This window comes from Azospirillum lipoferum (assembly GCF_024170005.1).
GTDB lineage: Bacteria > Pseudomonadota > Alphaproteobacteria > Azospirillales > Azospirillaceae > Azospirillum > Azospirillum lipoferum.
In genome coordinates this window covers 122,756-144,496 of record NZ_JALJXJ010000018.1, presented here as the reverse complement: position 1 = coordinate 144,496, position 21,741 = coordinate 122,756, and the positions used below count along the sequence as shown (strand labels likewise).

The 21,741-nt window shown below is 68.6% G+C and carries 16 protein-coding genes; 15 read left to right on the top strand and 1 reads right to left on the bottom strand.

From position 1 onward, the window contains the following. Positions 1–18: 18 nt before the first annotated feature. From J2848_RS30770 to J2848_RS30760, 3 genes are all read left to right on the top strand, one after another. Complete coding sequence (locus J2848_RS30770) at positions 19–363, top strand: hypothetical protein (RefSeq protein WP_149234210.1); 345 nt, start codon at positions 19–21, stop codon at positions 361–363. A gap of 629 nt (positions 364–992) precedes the next feature. Next, a complete protein-coding gene (locus tag J2848_RS30765) occupies positions 993–3,251 on the top strand; it encodes an ATP-binding response regulator (RefSeq protein ID WP_246194241.1) in 2,259 nt (752 codons plus the stop codon). 126 nt (positions 3,252–3,377) lie between these two features. After that, a complete protein-coding gene (locus J2848_RS30760) occupies positions 3,378–4,673 on the top strand; it encodes a pentapeptide repeat-containing protein (protein ID WP_149234212.1) in 1,296 nt (431 codons plus the stop codon). Here the strand turns inward: J2848_RS30760 and J2848_RS30755 are convergent. Continuing rightward, positions 4,670–4,888 (bottom strand): hypothetical protein, encoded by a 219-nt coding sequence (locus J2848_RS30755; RefSeq protein ID WP_149234213.1) that lies wholly within the window; start codon positions 4,886–4,888, stop codon positions 4,670–4,672. The genes J2848_RS30760 and J2848_RS30755 overlap by 4 nt on opposite strands. Before the next feature lie 171 nt (positions 4,889–5,059). Between J2848_RS30755 and J2848_RS30750 the strand changes: the two genes are divergently transcribed. The 12 genes from J2848_RS30750 (at position 5,060) to J2848_RS30695 (ending at position 21,680) form a co-directional block, all read left to right on the top strand. Beyond that, complete coding sequence (locus tag J2848_RS30750) at positions 5,060–6,658, top strand: tetratricopeptide repeat protein (RefSeq protein WP_246194243.1); 1,599 nt, start codon at positions 5,060–5,062, stop codon at positions 6,656–6,658. Between the two features lie 105 nt (positions 6,659–6,763). Beyond that, a complete protein-coding gene (pseI, locus tag J2848_RS30745; protein WP_149234316.1) occupies positions 6,764–7,819 on the top strand; it encodes a pseudaminic acid synthase in 1,056 nt (351 codons plus the stop codon). Then, positions 7,812–8,573, top strand: coding sequence for a cytidylyltransferase domain-containing protein (locus J2848_RS30740; RefSeq protein WP_149234215.1), 762 nt, complete (start codon positions 7,812–7,814; stop codon positions 8,571–8,573). Before pseI ends, J2848_RS30740 begins: the two co-directional genes overlap by 8 nt. Before the next feature lie 32 nt (positions 8,574–8,605). Beyond that, positions 8,606–8,839: an acyl carrier protein gene (locus tag J2848_RS30735; protein ID WP_149234216.1), complete on the top strand. Its 234-nt coding sequence runs from the start codon at positions 8,606–8,608 to the stop codon at positions 8,837–8,839. Positions 8,840–8,842: 3 nt separating this feature from the next. Then, positions 8,843–9,724, top strand: coding sequence for an alpha/beta fold hydrolase (locus J2848_RS30730; protein ID WP_149234217.1), 882 nt, complete (start codon positions 8,843–8,845; stop codon positions 9,722–9,724). Next, the gene (locus tag J2848_RS30725; RefSeq protein ID WP_149234218.1) at positions 9,721–9,969 is read left to right on the top strand and encodes a phosphopantetheine-binding protein; all 249 of its coding nucleotides are present in this window, start codon (positions 9,721–9,723) and stop codon (positions 9,967–9,969) included. The genes J2848_RS30730 and J2848_RS30725 overlap by 4 nt, the downstream gene beginning before the upstream one ends. Continuing rightward, the gene (locus J2848_RS30720) at positions 9,966–11,144 is read left to right on the top strand and encodes an AMP-binding protein (protein ID WP_149234219.1); all 1,179 of its coding nucleotides are present in this window, start codon (positions 9,966–9,968) and stop codon (positions 11,142–11,144) included. The genes J2848_RS30725 and J2848_RS30720 overlap by 4 nt, the downstream gene beginning before the upstream one ends. Positions 11,145–11,155: 11 nt before the next feature. Then, the gene (locus J2848_RS30715; protein WP_149234317.1) at positions 11,156–11,932 is read left to right on the top strand and encodes an SDR family NAD(P)-dependent oxidoreductase; all 777 of its coding nucleotides are present in this window, start codon (positions 11,156–11,158) and stop codon (positions 11,930–11,932) included. 38 nt (positions 11,933–11,970) lie between these two features. Beyond that, the gene (locus J2848_RS30710) at positions 11,971–13,029 is read left to right on the top strand and encodes a 3-oxoacyl-ACP synthase III family protein (protein ID WP_149234220.1); all 1,059 of its coding nucleotides are present in this window, start codon (positions 11,971–11,973) and stop codon (positions 13,027–13,029) included. Positions 13,030–13,229: 200 nt separating this feature from the next. Beyond that, a complete protein-coding gene (locus tag J2848_RS30705; RefSeq protein ID WP_149234221.1) occupies positions 13,230–15,095 on the top strand; it encodes a flagellin N-terminal helical domain-containing protein in 1,866 nt (621 codons plus the stop codon). Positions 15,096–15,237: 142 nt separating this feature from the next. Beyond that, positions 15,238–15,684 carry a flagellar biosynthesis repressor FlbT gene (locus J2848_RS30700; protein ID WP_149234222.1) on the top strand — a complete coding sequence of 149 codons (447 nt, stop codon included), beginning with the start codon at positions 15,238–15,240 and terminating at the stop codon, positions 15,682–15,684. Beyond that, positions 15,681–21,680, top strand: coding sequence for a tetratricopeptide repeat protein (locus tag J2848_RS30695; RefSeq protein WP_149234223.1), 6,000 nt, complete (start codon positions 15,681–15,683; stop codon positions 21,678–21,680). The genes J2848_RS30700 and J2848_RS30695 overlap by 4 nt, the downstream gene beginning before the upstream one ends. Positions 21,681–21,741: the final 61 nt, after the last annotated feature.

Below are 21,741 nucleotides of genomic sequence, written 5' to 3'. Positions count from 1 at the left end.
TGTTTGGTCAGGGATGGAATGATCGTCGAGACCCGTGAACTGTTCTTCACCAATTCCGCCCTGAAGAAAGCCCTTGCCTGGTATCAGAAGGCTCCCAATCAGACGGACCTGCCGCTGGGCATCGTCACCATGGTGACGCCCACCTCCGAAGGCGGTCTGTCGGTCCAAATCCAGCAGAGCGGCGCCTCCAGAACGCGGGAGGTCCTGTTCACGCCCAGCAAGACGCTGGCGCTGCTTCTGCTGTTCTGCCGCCGCCAGAAGGTTCCGATCCCCCGCGACGCGGGCAAGGAGATCGAGACGGCGGACGACGGCTTGATCCTGATCGTGCGTGGCGAGACACAGACGTCCGCACCGCCTCCTTGAACTGCCCCCTGAGCTGACCGTCCCGACCGGTCCGGCGCCGCCGCGCATCCCGCGCGTGCGGCCCTTTTGCCGTTTCCGCCATTTGGCCCTGGAATGCAATCGGTTCAGAAGCATCTGACGGACTCTGACAGGCTGCAACAACGGCACAATTTACTAAAAGTAGCGATCGCCCCCATAATTACGCCGTTCCATTTGGGGGTCTTGCCAGGGCTGTGCTTACCCAATGGGTAGGTTATTACGATATTGGTCATAGTCGCCAAGACTGATCGCGTTGCATTTCTTCCTGTGATATTGTTCCGTTGGCTAATGGGGCTAAGCTATAGTTCCGAACCCTCAACCGAACGGGGAAATGCGGGTTGATTTGTCAGTCCAACATTCACGATTCTTGAAATTTCATCTTAATTGTTTCGCCTGGGTCGGCCGTGCCGAAACAATGATCCGGTTCATTGCCGACCCAATCGGGCCTTCCACCGCCTGCTCCGTTTCGCCACCATTCAGGATTTTCCGCCGATGACCGTCACCCCTCAGTCGCTGCCGCTTTGGAAGGAGCTTCGGCGTCATCTGCCGTGGGTCCGTCCAACGCCCACGTGACCGGGCCGATGTCATCGCAACGGATGTCCCAGTCCCGATTGTCGTTTTCCGCCGCCCTTCGCCGGGTCGCCGCCTCGCCACGGATGCTGGTCGCTTTTCTGTGTGCGCTGCTGGCACTGTTGGGAACGGCCTCCTGGGCCACCGTCACTGCGCTCGATTACCGGGACACGCTCCAACGCGCCGAGAGTGATGCCCGCGAAGCGGCCATCCTGTTCGACAGCCACGCGCGTGGCGTGCTGGAGGCCAGCGTCGCCCTGCTGCAGCAGGTCGCCGGCCGGATGGACGGCCGCGGCCTGAACTCCTGGGCGGAGCGCACTTTGCCCGAGGCGATGGCGGTGGAGCGCAGCGGCCGCGTCACCCTGCTCAGCGCCGACGGGTCGACGCTGTACGGTCCCTCCGTCGCCTTCGCCGAGCCGGAAACCAGCGACGGCCTGTCGCTTCTGGTCCGCCCCTTACCGCCGGAGGAGGAGCGTCACATCCTGCCGGCCTTCGGCCATATGGCTGGACAGCCGGCCATTCTTCTTGCCCGTCGCATCCACACTGCGGCGGGCGTCTTCGATGGCGCGGTCCTGGTGGCGGTGCCGGTGGCGGCCCTGGAACCGGTGCTCAAGGCGTTCGGTGATGCGAGCGCACGGTCGGTCGGCCTCTACCGTTCCGACGGCATCCGCCTCGCCGGATTGGGCGCCCTGTCGCTCGGCCCCCTGCCGCGGCTGGAGGCGGGAACCATCCGGGTAAATGGGAAATGGATGGTGACCGGCAAACCGTCGATTCTCGGGGTGAAGCGGATGGCCGGCCTGCCGATCCTGTCGGCGGTGACGATCCCGCGCACGACGGTGCTGGACCCCTGGTATGTCCGGATGGAGCGCGGCCTTGTCGTGGTGGTCGCCGGCGTCGCTGCGCTGGCCGGACTCTCCATGCTCGGTGCCGCCAGCCTGCGGCGCGAGGCAGCGGCCCGCGAAGCCCTGACGGAGGCGAATGCCCAACTCGAACAGGCCAATGTCCAACTGGAACAGCGGGTGGAGGAGCGCACCTCGGCTCTTAGCGCCCTCAACGTGAAGCTCAGCCGCGCGCTGGAGGAGAAGGAACGCGCCAATCAGGCCAAGGGCCGTTTCCTGTCGGCGGCCAACCATGATTTGCGCCAGCCTTTCCAGGCCTTGCGGCTGTTTCATCACATTCTGATGGAACGGCTCGCCGACACCCGCGACCGCGGCATCGCCGAGAAGATGGGCGAGGCGCTGGACGCCGGCGAAAAGCTTCTGCATGCCCTGCTGGAGGTGGCGACGCTGGATGCCGGCGTGGTGCGGCCGCAGTTGACCGACGTGCCGGTGTCGGCGGTGTTCGAGGGTCTGCTGGCCGAATTCCGCGGCATGGCGGCGGAAAAGGGGCTGGTCCTGCGCGCGATGCCCACCCGGATGGTGATCCGCACCGACCGCACGCTGCTGACCCGCATGCTGGGCGATCTGGTACGCAACGCCATCCGATTTACCGAAAAGGGCCGCGTCACCATCGGCTGCCGTCATCAGGGGAATCGGCAAGGGATCCATCGGGGCAGATGGCTGCGCATCGAGGTGTGGGACACCGGGACCGGCATTCCGCCCGACCAGCTCGACAATATCTTCGAGGACTTCGTCCAGCTCGGCAATCCGGAGCGCGACCGCCGTCAGGGCCTCGGCCTCGGCCTTGCCAAGGTACGGCGCAAGGCGGCGCTGCTGGGCCATGCGGTGGAGGTGCGCTCTCGCCAGGGCCGCGGATCCGTTTTTGCCATCAGCGTGCCGGTGGTCGGAACGGAACGGCTGCCCATTCCGGCGCCGGTGCAGGATGCCGATCCGGTGGTGGCCGGCGACCGGCTGATCCTGGTGGTGGAGGACGACCCGATCCAGCGCGACGCCGTGCGGCTGCTGCTGGAAAGCTGGGACTATCGTGTGATGGCCGCCGACGAGGGCGAGAACGCGCTGGCGCTGTTCGGCGGGGCGAAGCCGCAGGACGGTTCCGGATCCGACATGCCGGTTCCCGACCTCATCGTCAGCGACTTCCGCCTGCCGGGCCGGTTGACCGGCGTGCAGACGGTGGCGAAGGTGGGGGAGTGGCTGGGCCGCCCGGTCCCCGGCCTGATCCTGACCGGCGACACGGCACCGGAACGCATCCGCGAGGCGGTCGCCACCGGTTGCCGGCTTCTGCACAAGCCGGTTTCGCCGGAGGAACTGCGCGACGCCATTGCGTCCATCCTGTCGGAACGGCCGGGATGCCGCCCGGCCGACGGCGGAGAGCAGGCCATGGAGAACGAGTCGGCGGCGTGAGTTGGATCGGATCGCGGAAAATCGGACCCGATTTGAAGCGTGAATCCGATCGCCAGGCAGGAAGCTTAACCCTTTCTGAAGCCGGGTTGCCGCACACTGGCGCTGGGAAAGGGAGTTCACGGGACCATGGTGCAGAATCGCACGCTCAAGCGCCTCGATCAGGCGCAACTCGACCAGGCGGTGCGGAAGCATGAGATGTTCCGTAATGCCCGTGTCGGCGGGGCGCGTGCCAATCTGTCTTTCTGCGATCTGTCGGGGTTGGACCTGACGGGGCGCGATCTGGCCCATGCCGATTTCGTCGGTGCCAGCCTGCGCGGCGCCAACCTGTCAGGCGCGCGGCTCGACTGCGCCTCCTTCTTCGTCGCCGACCTGCGGCAGGCCAATTTCGATGGCGCCAGCCTGATCAAGGCCGATCTGCGTGGCGCCTGCCTGCGCGGTGCGATCCTGGTCGGCGCCAACCTGTTCGAGGCGGATCTGCGCGACGGCTCGCTGGCTGAAAAGGACCGGTCCGGCCATCTGCACATGGTGCAGATCGACTCCACCCCGGCGGAAGCCGATGGCGCCGACCTGTCGGGGGCCAACCTGACCAACGCCCGGATGTCCGGTGTCATGGCCGTTCATACCGACTTCTCCGACGCGGTGATGCGCGGCTGCAAGCTGGTGCGGGCGACCATGCGCGGCGCCAACTTCACCGGTTCCAACATGGAGGGCGCCGACCTTTCCGGCGCCGATCTGCGCGGCGCCTGCCTGCGCGGTGCGGTGCTGACCGGTGCCACCATGGTGATGACCGACCTGACCGACGCCGACGTGGAAGAGGCGCTGACCGACAAGCCGGTCGGCCGCGTGGTGGCGGAACTGGGGCGGTCGCTGGAGGATCTGCTGGCCGACCATATGACCTGGGTGGGATCGAGCGGGGCGCAGGGCGCGATGCTCGACCTGTCCGGTTTCGATCTGCGTCATGCTCCGTCGCTGGCCCACATGTGCCTGACCATGCTGCGCGCGGCCGGTGCGACGCTCTACGGCCTGGATCTGACCGGCGTGCAGTTGCAGGCCGCGGTGCTGGACCGGGGGGATCTACGGGGCGCCAAGCTGACGGACGGTGATTTGCGCGGCATCAGCCTGCGGAACGCCAAGCTGAACAATGCCGACCTGCGCAACGTCAACCTGCGCCCCCTGGTGTTCGACGAGCAGCGCTCCCGCCCCGCCGACCTGTCGGGGGCGAAGCTGCGCTACGCCGATCTCAGCGGCGCCTGCCTGCGCTCGGTCAATCTCGGCAATGCCGACCTGTCCTTCGCCAACCTGCGCGGCTGCGACCTCGCCAGGACCGACCTGACCGGCGCCAAGCTGTTCGGCGCCAAGCTGGAGCGCCGCGCCCTGACCGAGGGGGTGATCCTGGAAGGCGTCGCCGGGCTGAAGCTTTAGGCGGTCGTTCGCGCCACCTTGTGGACCAACCGGCGCAGTTCCAGCGCCGCGCGGTCGGCGATGCGCTGCGCCTCGACCAGCACGCCGGTGAGATCGCCGACCTCCGGCGCAATCTCGCCGGCCGCATCGGACATCGCGTCCAGCTCGGCCGCGGCCTTTTCGATCAGCCCGGTCACCACGCCGGCGGCACCGGCGGCGGAATCGAAGCCAGTCATGACAGTTCCCCTTGTTAGAATATGGTTATTCGGAGTGTGTCGCACTTCGCCACCTTGCGCAACGGCTTCTGCCGCGTCGCACAAGACGACGCGGCGGCAGTGCCTGCTTGCACGGCTTGTGGCGGCGGCGGTACACACGGGAAGGCTGTTTGGAGTGGAAAGGGCCAGAAGATGCCGGAAACGGTTCCATCAGACCGCGTGACCGCGGCCGCCGCCGCTCTGACGGTCTATCTGACCGACCGGCAGTTCGATGCCGACAAGCTCAACCGGTTCACCGCACTCTGCGACGAGATCCGCCGGTCCCTGGACTTCGACAGCCGGATCGACCTCGCCGAACGGCTGGAACGCGCGGTGCCGACGACCGACACGATCCGGCTGCGCTCCGTCCTGTTCCAGCTGACCGGCGACCTCTATCACTTCGAACGCATCCTCCATTACATGATCCTGGGTGGCGACAGCGCCGATCCGGCGGCGTTGCACTACACCCACTGGTGCATTTCGCGGCAGCTGTTCCTGGGGGCGGCCAGCGGCGAGAAGCTCTCGACCTTCGTGGCCTGCGACCTGTTCCGCTACTACACGGCCATGGTCCGCCAGATCGCGCGGCGCTGGGGGCTGACACCGCAGCAGGCGCCCCTTCGCGACGGACCGGTCCGCCGCGTCGCCGTGGTGACCAACCAGTTCACCAACCAGGGACATCAGCCGACCCGCGACTGCTTCGACTTCGCCGCCCGCATGCAGGACGAGTTCGGGCTGGACGTCGCCATCATCAACGCCAATGGCCTGCCGGGCCGGGTGGAGAATGTCTTCATCCCGCCGATGGTGGCCGACGTGGCGGCCGATCTGGAAGGCGTCTATGCGTTGCGGATGTTCGGCCGGCAGGTGAAGGTCGCTTCCTTCACCGAGCCTGCCTTCAGCCAGGACAAGCTGCGCGTGATCGTGGAAGCCATTGAAGGCTACGATCCCGACCTGATCGTCGCTTTCGGTGGTTCCAACATCGTTGCCGACCTGTTCGCCGATGCCGACGCCCGGCCGGTGGTCGCCATCCCCACCACCTCCGGCATCACCGTGTCGCTGGCCCATATCGTGCTGGGCTATGAGGAGAACGATCACACCCGGGCCATCCCGGCGCTCTACCGGGCGCCCTTCGCCCGCCGTTTCCGCCCCTTCACCTTCGGTTTCACGCCGCCACCATCCGACGGCAAGCGCGTCGAGACCGGTTTCCCGGACGGCACCTTCCTCTTCGCGGTGGTCGGCAACCGTCTGGACCTGGAAGTGTCCGCGGAGTCGCTGGAACTGTTCGACGACATCCTGGAGCGCTGCCCGGACAGCGCGCTGGCCTTCGCCGGCGAGGTGCGGGATCTGCCGGGCCGCCTCGCCCCCCTGCGCAACCGGGACCGCATGCGCTGCCTCGGTCATGTCCCCGACATCCTCGCCTTCTACGGCCGCTGCGGCGCCTTCCTCAATCCGCCGCGCCAGGGCGGCGGCGGGGGCGCCTCCTATGCCCTGGCGGAGGGAGTGCCGGTGATCACCCATGGCTGGGGCGATGTCGCCAGCAATGCCGGCCCGGACTTCTGCGTGCCCGACCGTGATGCCTATGTGGCGCGTGCGGTGATGCTTGCCACCGATGCCGTTGCCCTTGCCGATGCCAGACGCGCCGCCAAGGCGCGCTTCGTCGAGATCGGCGACCGCAACCGCTGCGTCGAACGGTTGCTCGCCTATGGCGAGGAGGCCCGGGCTCTGCTGCGCAGCGCACGGGACGCCGGAAATTAACCTTCCTTCATGTTTTCGTGAAAGACTGGTCCCACCAGACTGATCCGATTGGAAAGCCACCCCTTGTCGAACGCCAGCGCCAGCCGCAACTCCAGCCGTCCGCCGATGTCGATCGCCGGCCGTCCGATCGGCCGGGGCCATCCGCCCTACCTGATCGCGGAGATGTCGGGCAATCACAATGGTGACCTTAGCCGCGCCCTGGCGCTGGTGGAGGCGGCGAAGGAAGCGGGAGCGGATGCGGTCAAACTGCAGACCTATACCGCCGACACCATCACCATCGCCCATGACGGCCCCGGCTTCCGGCTGGAAGGCGGGCTGTGGGGCGGGCGCACCCTGCATGACCTCTACCGCGAGGCGCATACCCCGTGGGAGTGGCATGCCCCGCTGTTTGAACGGGCACGGTCGCTCGGGTTGACCATCTTCAGCTCTCCCTTTGACGAGACCGCCATCGAGTTGCTGGAGGATCTGGACGCCCCGGCCTTCAAGATCGCGTCCTTCGAGCTGATCGACTTGCCCCTGATCCGCCGCGCCGCCCGGTCCGGCAGGCCGCTGATCATCTCCACCGGCCTCGCCACGCTCGGCGAGATCGAGGAAGCGGTGGCTGCCGCAGGCGACGTGCCGCTGGCGCTTCTGCATTGCGTCAGCGGCTATCCCACCCCGCCGGAGGACTGCAACCTCCGGACCATTCCGCATCTGGCTGAATGCTTCAGCGGCGTCGCCGCCGGCCTGTCGGACCACAGCCAGGGCATCGCCGTGCCGGTCGCCGCCGCGGTGATGGGTGCCACGGTGATCGAGAAGCATTTCACCCTGTCGCGCGCCGATGGCGGGGTCGACAGCGCCTTCTCCCTGGAACCGGCGGAGTTCAGGGCGATGGCCGACGCGGTCCGCACGGCGACCGCCGCCATGGGCCGGGTCGATTATGGGGTGAAGCCCAGCGAGGCTGGCGGACGCGACTATCGCCGCTCCCTCTATGTCGTCGCCGATGTGGAGGCGGGGGAGCCGCTGACCGCCGCCAATGTCCGTTCCATCCGCCCCGGCTTCGGCATGGCGCCCAAGCATCTGCCCGATGTGCTCGGCCGCCGCGCCGTCCGCCGCCTGAACCGCGGGGAACCTCTGGGCTGGGACATGCTGACACCCGCGCCGGAGGGCCCGCATGGATAAACCCCGCATCGTCGCCATCTCGCAGGCCCGCATGACCTCCACCCGGCTGCCGGGCAAGGTGCTGATGCCGGCGGCCGGCCGGCCGCTGCTGGCCCACCATCTGGAACGGCTGTCCCGCACCCCCGGCCTGGATGCGGTGGTGCTGGCGACGACGGTGAATGCCAGCGACGATCCGGTGGCGGCGTGTGCGCAGGGCCTGGGTGTCGCCGTCTTCCGTGGCGATGAGCAGGACGTGCTGGGGCGCTTCGCCGGTGCGGCGGCGCTGGCCGGGGCCGATCTGGTGGTGCGGGTCACCGCCGACTGTCCGCTGATCGACCCGGCGCTGGTCGGCCGCCTGATCGCGGCCTTTCAGGAAAGCCAGCCACTGGATTACCTGTCGATCGACAGCACCCGATTTCCCCGTGGGCTGGATGCCGAGATCTTCCCGCGCCGCCTGCTGGACGAGGCGGCAGCCAACGCCATCGACCCGGCGGAGCGGGAGCATGTCACCCCTTATATCTACCGCCGCCCCGACCGCTTCCGGCTGGGGGCGGCGCTGGTGCCGGACGCTTCGGCGGAGCCCGCAGATTTCCGATTGGCCGACCAACGCTGGTGCGTGGACGAACCCGCCGATTACGAGCTGGTGCACCGCCTGCTGGAGGCGCTGTTGCCGTCCAACCCTGGGTTCGGCTGGCAGGATTGTTGCAAAACCCTTCGCGACCACCCCGATTGGGTGGACATCAACCGTTCGGTCCGGCAAAAGACGCTGCACTGACCGGTGCCGCAGTTCGACCAAGGAGAAAACTAATGGATCGCAAGGAATTCCTTCTCGCTCTTGACGAGATGCTCGAACTGGATCCCGGCACGCTGACCGGCGACGAGACCCTGGAATCGCTGGATGCCTGGGATTCGCTGGCGGTCATCAGCTTCATCGCGCTGGTGGACGAGAAGACCGGCGTCGTGGTGGAAGGCGAGAAGCTGGCCAAGGCCAAGACGGTCGGCGACCTGCTGGCGCTGGCGGGTGCTCCGGTCGCGGCCTGACCGGTGCCTGTTTCCCGGCCCGTTTCTGAAGGAAGCCGCCTGCGTGCCGGCGTCGCCACCGTCGCCGGCGGGCCGGCGGCTTATCTGTCGGTCGGCAGCGGCGGCGTGCCCGTCCTGCTTCTGCATGGCTTTGCCGGCGACCGTCTGACCTGGCAGTTCAACCTGTCGGCCCTGTCGTCGCGGCGGCGTGCCATCGCCGTCGACCTGCCGGGCCATGGCGGATCGACGCCGGACGTCGGCAGCGGCCAGGTCGCCGACTTCGCGCCCTGGCTGGTCGAGTTCCTCGACGGGCTGGAGTTGCCGCAGGTGCATGTGGTCGGCCATTCGATGGGCGGCTATGTCGCGCGTGAACTGGCCGGACTGGCGCCCGACCGGGTGGCGAGCCTCACCCTGCTGTCAAGCGCCGGGCTGGGCACGCCCTTCGACCTGGGTTTTCTGCGCCGGGCCATCGCCCCCGCCGACGTGGCGGAGGGGCGGGCCTGCGCCGAGCGGCTGTTCGCCGGTCCATCGCCGCTGATCCCCCGCTTCGGCGAGGTGCTGTACGCCCAGGGCGCCGACCCGGTCCGCCGGGCCGGGCTGGGACGCATCATCGAGCTGTCCTTTGCCGCCCACGCCGATGGCGGCGGACCGCCCGTGGACTGGAGCGCCTATCCGATGCCGGTCCAGGTTCTATGGGGCCGCGAGGACCGCATCATTCCGCTGCCGCCACCCGACCGACTGCCGCCGTCCGCCCCCTTCCGTGTCTTCGACAATGCCGGCCACCTGCCGCATATCGAGGCCGCCAGCCCAGTGACCGCCGCCATCCGGGCCTTCCTGGACGGCTGCGATGGCTGCGAAGGCGGCCGGGCGTCGTCGTCCCACTCCGTTGAGCCGACCAGACCATGATCGACAGCATCTTCGCCCTGATCGCCGAGGAACTCGGCCGCATCGCCGCCGACAAGGGGGAGGTGCTGCCGCCTCTGACGGCGGATAGCCGTTTCCTGGACGGGGATCTGCCCATCGACTCCCTCGACCTCGCCACGCTGCTGGTGGTGCTGGAACAGCGGACCGGCCAGGATCCCTTCCGCGAGGGCTTCCGCCAGTTCACCACCGTCGGCGAATTGGCGGCGCTCTACACCGTTCCGGCATGACCGGCACCCGCCCCGACTGGGTCCATCCCGCCTTTCGTCTCGTTGAAGGGGAGGAAGTCTTCGGCTGGGCGGAGATTGCCGCGCTGCCGGTCCCGGCCGGTGGGGTGGTCCACGCCGACCGCCCGTCGCTCGTGCTAGCCGCTCTGGCCGCCGCGGAGGCGGAGGGGCGGGGGGTGTTGCTGGCCCGTGGCACCGCGGATCCGGACGGATGGCGACCGGGGCAAGGTTTCACCGTCACGCTGGAAAGTTCCGGCACCACCGGTACGCCCAAGCGCCTGTGCCATGATTTCGCCCGTCTGCGCGGCCGCCTGCGCGGCGTGGCGGATGAGGGGGCACGCTGGCTGCTGACCTATGATCCCGGCGCCTTTGCCGGTCTGCAGGTGATGCTGACCGCGGTCGCGGCCGGAGCGCTGCTGGTCACCGTGCCCGGTCCGGGGGCTGGTACCATCGCCGCCCTGGCACAGGCGGCGCGGCGCCATGCCGTGACCCATGTCAGCGGCACGCCCAGCTTCTGGCGCGCCTTTCTGATGGCGCTGGGCGATACGGAGTTGCCGCTGGCGGCAGTGACGCTGGGCGGCGAGGCGGCCGACCAGCCGCTTCTCGACCGGCTGGCGGAGCGCTTCCCCGATGCCCGGCTGCGCCACATCTACGCGTCGACCGAGGCGGGCGCGCTGTTCGCCGTCGCCGACAGCCGGGCCGGTTTTCCGGCGGACTGGCTGGACGAGGCGCCGGACGGGCTGGATCTGCGCATTGCCGGCGGCGTGCTGGAGGTGCGCAGCCCCCGCGCGGCACCGGGGGCGGTCGATCCCGATGGCTGGCTGTCCACCGGCGACCTCGTGGAACGCCAGGGGGACCGGGTGCTGTTCGCCGGCCGGCTCGACGGGTTGGTCAATGTCGGCGGGGTGAAGGTCTCGCCGGAGGCGGTGGAGCGCCGTCTGCTGGCGGTTGACGGGGTGGCCGATGCCGCGGTCTTGGCGGTGGCGAGCCCGATCACCGGCCATCTGCTGACCGCCACCATCGTGCCGGTCCCGGGTGCGGAAGAGGCCGCCCTGCGCGCCGCCCTGCGTGCCGCCACCGCCGATCTGCCGCCCGCCGCCCGCCCACGTGCCCTGACCTTCGCTGACCACATCCCGCTGAGTGCCGCGGGCAAGAAGAGCCGAAAGGGACCCCGATGACGGCCATGCCAATGACAGCCATGGATGCCTCCCCGACCAAGCGCCACGTCATCGTCACCGGCGGCAGCCGCGGCCTCGGCCTTGCGTTGGTGGGGGCGCTGCTGGCCGACGGCTACCGGGTCTCCACCTGCAGCCGTACATCCTCGGACGCGTTGGAACGGTTGGCTTGCCCCGACCTGTTCTGGCACCCCTGCCGGATCGGTGACGGGACGGAGGTGCGCGCCTTCTTCGACGCCGCCATCGCTTGGAGCGGCGTTTCGCCATTGTGGGGGCTGGTCAACAATGCCGGCATCGCCCGCGAGGGCGTGCTGGCGACCTTTCCGGAGGTGGATGCCGAGGCGGTGATCCAGACCAATCTGACCGGCGCTCTCCAGGCCGCCCGCGCCTTCCTGCGTGCCAAGCTGGTGGCGCACAAGGCGGGCGCACGAGGGGCGGGCTCACAAGGCGGACGCATCATCAACATCTCCTCCATCATCGGACAGCGCGGCTATGTCGGGCTTGCCGCCTATTCGGCGTCGAAGGCGGGGCTGGACGGGTTGACGCGGGCGCTGGCGCGCGAGGTCGGGCGACGGGCGATCACCGTCAATTCAGTGGCGCCGGGCTATCTCGACACCGAAATGTCGGGCACCCTGTCCGACGGGCAGCGCGACCAGATCGTGCGCCGCACGCCGCTGGGTCGGCTGGGCACCGCAGCGGATGTGGTGCCCCTGGTCCGTTTCCTGCTGAGCGACGGCGGTGGCTTCGTCACGGGACAGACCCTTACGGTCGACGGCGGCATCACCTGTTGAAGCGGCGCGGAAAGCTGTAGGGGAAGAGGGAGGCGGAGATGGTCGCCAGCCGGATCGACGGGGTGTGTGTGCGCGGCGTCGTCGGCGGCGTGCCGGAAGGGCGTGAGACGGTCGAGGATCTCGCCCGCCGCTTCGGCGAGGGCGCGGCCCGCAAGATCGCCGCCGCCACCGGGATCGAGGAGCGGCGGATCGTCGCCCCCGGGCAATGCACCAGCGACCTTGCCGAGGCGGCCGCCCGCCGCCTGCTCGACGGGTTGGGCTGGGAACCGGACAGCGTGGACCTGCTGATCCTCGTGACCCAGACCCATGACCACACGCTTCCCGGCACGGCCTCGCTGCTGCACCGGCGGCTCGGGCTGCGCAAGGGTGCGGCGGTGCTCGACATCACCCATGGCTGCTCCGGTTTCATCTATGGGCTGTGGACCGCCGGCGGGCTTTTGAAGGCGGCCGGGCGGCGGGCGCTGCTGCTGGTGGGGGACACCACCTCGCGGCTGATCGACCCCGAAGACCGGGCGGTCGCTCCGCTGTTCGGCGACGGGGCCGCCGCGGTCGCACTCGAACTGGACGATACGGCAGCTCCGATGGTGTTCGATCTGGGAAGCGATGGCGCCGGCGCGCCTTATCTGGCGGCGGATGGCGGGGCGATGCGCCATCCCGACCGGCCGGCACGCCTGTTCATGGACGGAACCCAGGTCTTCGCCTTCACTCTGCGCGAAGTGCCGGGCAGCGTGCGCGCCGCGCTGGACGGTGCCGGCTGGACCACGGACATGGTCGACCATCTCGTCCTGCATCAGGCCAACGCCCAGATGATCCGCCATCTGGGCCAGAAGCTGGGGGTGGCAGCCGACCGCACCGTCATCGCCCTGCGCGAATTCGGCAACACCAGTTCCGCTTCGATCCCCCTGGCCATTGCAGCGGCACTGGCCGACGGGCTGGCCGCCGGACCCCGCCGGCTCCTGCTGTCCGGCTTCGGCGTCGGCTGGTCCTGGGGCAGTGCGGCGCTGGTCGTCGGGCCGCTGGCGGTGTGCGATACGGTTGTCCTGCCCGGCAGGAAGTGCCCGGCAGAATCTGCCGCCCCGGCAAGCCCTGCCGCCTGACCGGCAGAATTTGCCGGCAGCTAGGCAAAGTTTGCCGGGTCCGTTCCTGCCTGCCGGCACGGATTACCAAGGAAACCCGGCAAATTTGAACTGGCCCGCTTCTTGCCTACCCCTTTGGTGGGGGAATTAGTCCCCTTCCGGGCCAAGCGTTCCGAAAGCGGTGCGCGTCCGGACATTGATCCTCCAAAGGAGTGGCTACCATGGCTGGCAACGTTACCCTGTCCTCTTCAATGCGGACCAACCTGCTGCAGCTGCAAAGCACGCAGGAACAGATCAACAAGAAGCAGAACATCCTGTCGACGGGCAACAAGGTCAACACCGCCCTCGATGGCCCGACCGCCTTCTTCTCGGCCAAGGGTCTGAACCAGCGCGCCGGCGATCTGACCTCGCTGAAGGACGCGATGGGCCAGTCGATCAGCACCATCCAGGCCGCCGACAAGGGCCTGACTTCGATCGACTCCATGGTCGACCAGGCCAAGGGCCTGACCACCGCCGCCTATGCATCGCTGGGCAACGACGCCGCTTCCATCGCCACCCGCAAGTCGCTGGCCGCCCAGTTCAACACGTTGCGCGGCCAGATCGACAAGCTCGCCGCCGACAGCGGTTACGGCGGTAAGAATCTGATCGCCGGCAACGGCATGAGCATGGACAGCACCAGCGCGTCCCGTGCCGCCGTCAACACCATCACCGGCGTCGACAACGCCCGCGTCACCAACGTGCAGTCGGCCGACACCTACTCGATCCGCATCAAGGGCGACGGCTCGATCGAAGGCAAGACCGCCGACATCTCCAGCGCCGAGAACGCGCACGGCCTGACCGGCCTGAAGCTGTCGGGCACGATGTCCGGCACCACGGGCAGCTTCTCCAACGTCCAGATCGAGGTGCGCGGCGCCAACGGCCGCAGCCGCGACTTCATCGTGTCGGACGGCACCGAGAGCCGCACGATCTCCTACTTCGACAACACCCAGACCACCTCGACCGCCCTGAAGACGGCGGCCACGACCGGCTCGGCCCAGGTGTCGACGGTGAATGTCGGTGGCACGATCGAAGAAGGCGATATCTTCACCATCACGGTGGAAGGCCAGTCCTTCAGCTACACGGCGACCAAGGGTGACGTGGCCGTCGGCCAGAACTCCGCGGTCAACGTCGCCACCAATCTGCGCAACTCGATCAGCACGGCCCTCACCGGCAGCGGCCGCCTGGTCGGCAAGGATGTCGCGTCGGTCTCGGTCAATGCCACCAGCGGCACGATCACGCTCACCGGCAACAGCACCGCCGGCGCGGTGACCGATTTCACGCTGACCTCCAGCGCCACCAACGCGCTGACCAAGAAGATCTCGGAAAGCTTCGCGTCGGGCACCATCGTGTCCTTCACGGTCGACCGCCGCCTGCTGGAAGCGGCGAACAACCAGGGCAACGGCATCTCGACCATCGAGAAGAAGGTCGATCTGCAAATCCAGGTCACCAACTCCAACGGTGCCCAGGTCACCCGCGACGCTATGAACGACCAGGGCGATGGCAAGCTGTCCGACGGCGACCAGGCCTTCGCCTTCGACAGCGGCACGGTCCATATGGACGTCGATGCGAAGACGATCAAGAAGGCCGCTTCGGCCAACTGCTCGGCGAACATCGTCACCAAGCAGATCTCCGACGCCAACTCGAAGAACGACATCACGGTCCAGCTGAACGAGACGAATACGAACTCGATCACGGTGGGTGCGGTGAACCTGACCACCAGCGGTCAGGGTCTGAAGCTCGACGAAGCGCAGAACGGCTGGACGGACCGCGCCGACATCGACAAGGCGGTGGCCGGCCTCGACAACGCCAAGGCGACAATCCGTTCCGCCTCGCAGTCGCTGTCGACCAACCTGAACATCATCACGACCCGCGAGAACTTCACCAAGGAGTTCAGCGACGTGCTGACGGAAGGCGCCAGCAAGCTGACGCTGGCCGACCAGAACGAGGAAGGTGCAAGCCTGCTGATGCTGCAGACCCGGCAGCAGCTGGGCACCATCGCCCTCTCGCTGGCCAACCAGTCGCAGCAGTCGATCCTGCGCCTGTTCTAAGGCGTAGAGTTCGGACGGCAAGTTCGGGTAGGATCACGCCCGGCGGGCGGCGGCATCAGGCCGCCGCCCGTTTCTTTTTTGGGTCGGACCGGGCCGGCAAAGGCTGGACGGAGACGGCCCGCAAGCCCCGGGTTCCTCACTCATGCCTCTCAAGTTCGTGCTGCGTCCCAACGAGAAGGTCATCATCAACGGTGCCGTCATCGGTGCCGGCGACCGTCCGGGCTCGTTCTTCCTCTACAACACCGCCAATTTCCTGCGCGGGCGCGAGGTTCTGAAGGAAGAGCAGATCGATTGCATCGAGAAGAAGCTCTATTTCGTCATTCAGCTCGTCTACATCTTCCCCGAAGATTCGACACTGAACCTTCAGCGCTTTGCTTCGATCCTTGACGAAACGCGCGAGGCACGGCCGGACGCGGCCAAGATGCTGGACGAGATTGCGCGTCTGGTTGAAAGCCGCAACTACTATCGGGCGCTGAAGCTCTGCCGCAAGCTGTTCAAGACGACGGATGGCGGATCGGTGGAGGGGGGCGCGCTTGAAAGCCCCGGTGGCGACGACGACGGGGCCCCGACGACCGACCGGACGCCGTGACCGCTGCCGATCTGCTCGACACTGCACTGCCGCTGCACCGCGCCGGCCGCCTTGCCGAGGCGATGGCGCTTTACCGCCGGATCCTGGCCGACGATCCGGCGCATGCCGATGCGCTGCACCTGTCGGCGATCATCGCCCACCAGACCGGCCGCACCGCGGAGGCTCTCGCCAATCTGGGGGCCGCACTGGCAGTGCAACCCGACTTCGCCACGGCCTACAACAGCCTTGGCAATGTCCTGGCCGATCTCGGCATGCTGGAGGAGGCGCTGGCCGCCTGTTCGGTTGCGATCCGGCAGGACGACCATTATGTCGAGGCGCACAACAATCGCGCCGCCGTGCTTCAGCGACTCGGCCGGCGGGCGGAGGCGGCCGAGGCCTACGCCCGTGCGCTGACCGTGGGGCCGGACAACCTGACGGCCCGCTTCAATTACGGCATCCTGCAAAGGGAGCTGGGGCAGATCCCGCCGGCGGCAAACGCCTTCTACGCGGTGGTGCAGGCCGACCCCTCCCATTCCGCCGCCTGGCGGCACTTGGCGATCTGCCTGCGCGGGCTGGGTCATCCCGACGCCGAAGCCTGCCTGCGCCGCGCATTGGAGGACGCACCGGGGGACGAGGAGCTGTCGCTGGAACTGGGCGTGCTGCTGAACGGCCGTGGCGCCCATCAGGCGGCCTGCGGCGTCCTGGCTCCGGCGGTCGCGGCGCATCCCGGCAATGCGCAGCTCCACTTCACCTACGGCACCGCCCTGCAGGGCGTGAGAAGCCTGAGGGAGGCGGTCGCGCAATTCCGTCTGGCGCTGGACCGCGAGCCGGCGATGCAGGGGGCCTGCAACAATCTGGGTGTCGCCCTGCTGGAACTGGGCGAGATGGGCGAGGCGGCACGGGTGCTTCGCCGTGCGGTGGCGCTCAGCCCCGGCGACGCCATGGTGGTGAACAACCACGGCACCTCGCTGGAGAACCGCTACGACCTGGATAGCGATTTCGAGCGGGCGGCGTGCTGGTATCGGCGTGCCCTGCGGCTTCGTCCCGCTTATGGCAAGGTGCTGGTCAATCTTGCCGGCGTCCATATTGCGAGGCGCGAACTCCATCAAGCCGAGAGGCTCTATCGCCGCGCTGCCGCGGCCGATCCGCAGAGCGTGGAGGTCCACGCCAACCTCGGCGGCCTTCTGTTCGACCGTGACGACCTTGCCGGGGCCGTGCGGATGTACCGGCGCGCCCTGGCGATCGACGTCGGCAGCCCGGCCGCGCTGACCGGCTACGGTCTCGTCCTGCAGACGCTCGGCCGCATCGACGAGGCGGAAGCGGCCCATCGGCGCGCCCTGGAAATCGACGACCGCAATGCGGAAGCCGCGGGCAACCTCGGGATGATGCTGTGGCAGTGCCGCCAGGACGAGGCTGCCGCGGAACCCTGGATGGACCTTGCGCTGTCGGTCAATCCGTCGCTCAACACCGCGCATCTCAACCGCGGCATGCTGCGGCTTTGCCGTGGCGATCTGTCCGGCGGCTGGGATGGCTACCGCCGGCGATTCTGGGCGAAGGGCTATGTGAACCGCCGGATCGCCGCTCCCTTATGGCAGGGGGAAGACGCCACCGGGCGACGCCTGCTGGTATGGCGGGAACAGGGAGTGGGCGACGAGATCATGTTCGCTTCCTGCTACCCGTCGCTGATTGCACGCGCCGGGCATGTGGTGATCGAATGCGATCGGCGGATGGTGCCGCTGTTCCGGCGATCCTTTCCCCAGGCGATGGTCAGGGTGGAGTCGGTCGACGCCGACGGCCGCGAAACCATCCAGCCGCCCGATGTCGATGCGCATGTGCCGGCGGGCGATCTACCGGGATACCTGCGCGGGAGCCTGTCCGGTTTCGAAGGCCAAGGCCCCTGGCTGGTACCGGACCCTGCGCTGGTGGAGCGCTGGCGGGAACGTCTGGCGGCGCTGGGGCCGGGCCTGCGGGTCGGCATCGGCTGGCGCAGCCAGATGATGACGACCGAGCGCAAGGCCGCCTATGTGATGCTGGAGCATTGGGGGCCGCTGTTCGCCGTCCCCGGCGTGGTCTTCGTCAATTTGCAATATGGCGACTGCGAGGCCGAACTGCGGGCGGCGGAGGAGCGCTTCGGCGTGACGATCCACCGCTGGGCCGACCTGAACCTGAAGGATGATTTCGATGGGGCGGCGGCCCTGGCCGCCAACCTGGATCTGGTGATCTCGCCGGCGATGTCGGCGGGGGAGCTGGCGGGGGCGCTGGGCGTGCCGGTCTGGCGCTTCGGCACCCGCGACTGGACGCAGCTGGGCACAGGCACTCGCCCCTGGTTCCCGACGATGCGCCTGTTCCAGCCCAATCCCGGCGAAGGGTTGGAGGTGACGCTTGCCCGGATGGCGGGGGAGCTGCGGCGCACGGCTTCCCGCAGGCCCGCGGTGCGGCAGCCCGACCCGATCGGGATCGCGAAACCGGACAGCGATGCCGACCGGCAGATGGCTGAGGCCGTCACCCTCTACCGTGCCGGCGAGGCGGCGGCGGCGGAGGCGCTGGTGCGGCAGCTGCTCGGTCGGCTGCCCGGTCATCCGGTCGCCCTGCATCTGGGCGGTGTGCTGGCGAAGCGGCGCGGCTCGCTGGATGAGGCGCGGGACCTGCTGGTCCGCGCCACCGCCGCCGACCCGCAAAATGCCTCCGCCCATGCCGCCCTGTGCGAGGTTCAGCAGGGACTCGGCCAGTTCGATGCCGCCGAGCGTTCATCGCGCGCCTGTGTCGCCTTGCAGCCCGAGACTGTCGGCCATTGGGTCAACCGGACGGCGCTGCTGCGCCGCATCGGCCAGGTGGAGGCAGCCCGATCCACCGTGACGCATGCGCTGCGCCTGCGTCCCGATCTGGCCCCCGCTCACAGCCACTTTGCTGAACTGGCGACCAGCGCCGGGGATGCGGTGAAGGCGCGTCGGATCGCGGTCAGCCTCACACCGGCGGCGGCGGACGTCCTCAGCAACCTGGGTGGCGCCCTCCACAAGCTGCTCCGCTTCGACGAGGCGGCGCGCCTGCTGGAGCGTGCGACCCGCTGCGACCCCGGCCACGCCGTCGCCTGGACCAACCGGGGCAATGCCCTGGAGGCGCTGGGCAGGGTCGCGGAGGCGGAGGCCTGCCATCGGACCGCCATCGACCTCGCACCGTCGCTGGCCGACGCGCACGGCAACCTTGCCTATCTGTTGAAACGGCACGGACGGCAGGAGGAGGCCCTCGCCGCCTTCGATGCGGCGCTGGAATCCGATCCCAAGCACGCGCAGGCCCGCTACAACCGTTCCCTCCTGTTGCTGGAGGCCGGCGAGCTGCGGGCCGGCTGGGCCGACCATGAGTGGCGCTTTGCCACGCCGCAGTTCCAGGACCAGCGGCGCCGGCTCGCCATGCGGGCCTGGCGCGGCGAGAACATCGCCGGGCGCCGCCTGCTGGTCTGGCGGGAGCAGGGGGTGGGCGATGAGATCCTCTTCGCCTCCTGCTATGAGGAGGCGATGCGGCGTGCCGGGCGTCTGGTGATCGAATGCGATCCGCGTCTGGTTCCGCTGTTCGCACGCTCCTTCCCCGATGCCGATGTCCGGCCGGAGAGCGCCGACCCGCGCGACGCCGACCTCCAGATTGCCGCCGGCAGCCTGCCGCGCCTGCTGCGCGCCGACCTGAAGCGCTTTTCCGCGCGGCCATCCTGGCTGGTGCCGGCCCCGGCGCTGGTGGAGCGCTGGGCTGAACGGCTGGCGGCACTGGGGCCGGGCCTGCGGGTCGGCATCGGCTGGCGCAGCCAGTTGATGACCGCCGACCGCAAGGCGGCCTATGTGATGCTGGAGCATTGGGGGCCGCTGTTCGCCGTCCCCGGCGTGGTCTTCGTCAATTTGCAATATGGCGACTGCGAGGCCGAACTGCGGGCGGCGGAGGAGCGCTTCGGCGTGACGATCCACCGCTGGGCCGACCTGAACCTGAAGGATGATTTCGATGGGGCGGCGGCCCTGGCCGCCAACCTGGATCTGGTGATCTCGCCAGCGATGTCGGCGGGGGAGCTGGCGGGGGCGCTGGGTGTGCCGGTCTGGCGCTTCGGTGCCCGCGACTGGACGCAGCTGGGCACCGGTATCCGTCCCTGGTTCCCGACGATGCGCCTGTTCCAGCCCAATCCAGGCGAAGGGTTGGAGTCCGCGACTGCCCGGATGGCGACGACCTTGCGCGCCATCGCGTCACCGCGGATCCGGTCGGCTATGCCGGCCGGGCCCGGAAATGGCCAATCCGGAAATGGCGATGGCGACCCTGCGGATCCGGACCCCGACCCGGACGGGCTGCTGGAACGGGCGGTCGCCGCCCATCGCACCGGTGCCCTGGATGTTGCCGCTCCCCTTTATGAGCGGGTGCTGGCGAGCCGACCGCGCGACCCGGTGGCCCTGCACCTGTCGGGCCTGCTCGCCCACCAGTCCGGGGAATCGGAGCAAGGGGAACCGCGCATCGCCGCGGCGATCGCCGAGGCTCCGGATTATGCGACGGCGCATATCAGCCTGGGGAATGTCCGGCTGGCGCTTGGGCGCGCAGGGCCGGCGACGGCAAGTTTCCGGGCAGCCCTGGCAATCCAGCCCGGCAGCGCGGCGGCCTTGACCAACCTCGGCAATGCCCTGGACGCGCTGGGGCGGAGCGAGGCGGCGGCCCGGCTCCACCGGCTGGCGGTCAGATCGGATCCGGATGTGGCGGAGGCGCACGACAATCTGGGCGTCGCGCTTGCCCGGCTGGGCCGCTGGAGCGAGGCTGAGCAGGCACATGTGCAGGCCCTTCGCCGGTCGCCGGGGTTGGAGGCGGGTTGGTTGAACCGGTCGGTGGCGCTGCGCCGCCTGGGGCGGCTGGATAGGGCGGAGCGGGCAGGGCGTTGTGCCCTGGTGCTCGCCCCCGCTTTGGCCGACGCGATGGCGAACCGTGGCCGGTTGCTGCGCGAACTGGGGGACGATGCCGCGGCTGGTCCGTGGTGTGCCCGCGCGCTGGCGGTGGAGCCTGGCCATGCGGCAGCGGCCTTCAACGGCGGAATACTGGCTCTGGTGGCCGGCCGGCTGGCGCAGGGCTGGGACGGCTACGACCGCCGCTTCGACACGGGAGACATGACGGCGGCCTTCCGGCGCCCCGGCGTCCCTCTTTGGGAGGGCGGGGATCTGTCGGGCAGGCGCCTGCTGGTCTGGCGCGAGCAGGGGATCGGTGACGAGCTGATGTTCGCCCAGTGCCTGCCGGACCTGATCGCACGGGCCGGCCGTGTGGGTGGCCATATCCTGGTCGAATGCGATCCCCGCTTCGTGCCGCTGTTCGCCCGCTCCTTCCCGCAGGCGACGGTGCGGCCGGTCCCGGTCAAACCGGACGAGCCGGTGGCGGACATCGACGCCCATGTTCCCATCGGATCACTGTCGCGGCATCTCGGTGGGTCCCTGTCGGCTTTCGCCACGGTGGAACCGGCGCTGCACGCCGAACCGGCGGCGGTGGAGGTCTGGCGGCGGCGTCTGGCCGGATTGGGGGAAGGCTTGCGGGTCGGCATCGCGTGGCGCAGCGGTCAGCTCGACCCCGACCGCATGCCGGATTATACGCGCATCGAGGACTGGCGGCTGGTGCTGACCCTGCCTGGCCTGATTCCGGTCAACCTGCAATATGGCGACTGCGGAGCGGAACTGGCGGCGGCGCGCGAGGCCTTCGGCCGGGCGCCGCATGCCTATGCCGACCTCGACCTGCGCAACGATCTCGACGGCACGGCGGCGCTGATGTCGGCCCTGGATCTGGTGATCGCACCGGCGACCTCCACCGGCGAACTGGCGGGGGCGCTCGGCGTTCCGGTTTGGCGGCTGGGGCGGACGGGCGATTGGACGGCGCTCGGCACCGCGGTGCGGCCCTGGTTCCCGTCGATGCGGCTGTTCTGGACTGGTCCCGGCCAACGGGTGGCCGACCTGCTGCCGACGGTGACGGCAGAGCTTGAGCGGTTCCGCCAGATGGTCTCCAAAATGGCCGGCCACTAAAAAGGCCGGGTTGAGGCAGTCCGCCTCAACCCGGCCTTTTTAACCCTGTTCAGGGTTGATG

What these genes read in the sequence shown, in the direction of transcription:
- J2848_RS30770 (WP_149234210.1), top strand. Translation starts at nt 19, where the DNA reads ATGATCGTCGAGACCCGTGAACTGTTCTTCACCAATTCCGCCCTGAAG.
- J2848_RS30760 (WP_149234212.1), top strand. Translation starts at nt 3,378, where the DNA reads ATGGTGCAGAATCGCACGCTCAAGCGCCTCGATCAGGCGCAACTCGAC.
- J2848_RS30755 (WP_149234213.1), bottom strand. Translation starts at nt 4,888, where the DNA reads ATGACTGGCTTCGATTCCGCCGCCGGTGCCGCCGGCGTGGTGACCGGG.
- J2848_RS30750 (WP_246194243.1), top strand. Translation starts at nt 5,060, where the DNA reads ATGCCGGAAACGGTTCCATCAGACCGCGTGACCGCGGCCGCCGCCGCT.
- pseI (WP_149234316.1), top strand. Translation starts at nt 6,764, where the DNA reads ATGTCGATCGCCGGCCGTCCGATCGGCCGGGGCCATCCGCCCTACCTG.
- J2848_RS30740 (WP_149234215.1), top strand. Translation starts at nt 7,812, where the DNA reads ATGGATAAACCCCGCATCGTCGCCATCTCGCAGGCCCGCATGACCTCC.
- J2848_RS30735 (WP_149234216.1), top strand. Translation starts at nt 8,606, where the DNA reads ATGGATCGCAAGGAATTCCTTCTCGCTCTTGACGAGATGCTCGAACTG.
- J2848_RS30725 (WP_149234218.1), top strand. Translation starts at nt 9,721, where the DNA reads ATGATCGACAGCATCTTCGCCCTGATCGCCGAGGAACTCGGCCGCATC.
- J2848_RS30720 (WP_149234219.1), top strand. Translation starts at nt 9,966, where the DNA reads ATGACCGGCACCCGCCCCGACTGGGTCCATCCCGCCTTTCGTCTCGTT.
- J2848_RS30715 (WP_149234317.1), top strand. Translation starts at nt 11,156, where the DNA reads ATGACAGCCATGGATGCCTCCCCGACCAAGCGCCACGTCATCGTCACC.
- J2848_RS30710 (WP_149234220.1), top strand. Translation starts at nt 11,971, where the DNA reads ATGGTCGCCAGCCGGATCGACGGGGTGTGTGTGCGCGGCGTCGTCGGC.
- J2848_RS30705 (WP_149234221.1), top strand. Translation starts at nt 13,230, where the DNA reads ATGGCTGGCAACGTTACCCTGTCCTCTTCAATGCGGACCAACCTGCTG.
- J2848_RS30700 (WP_149234222.1), top strand. Translation starts at nt 15,238, where the DNA reads ATGCCTCTCAAGTTCGTGCTGCGTCCCAACGAGAAGGTCATCATCAAC.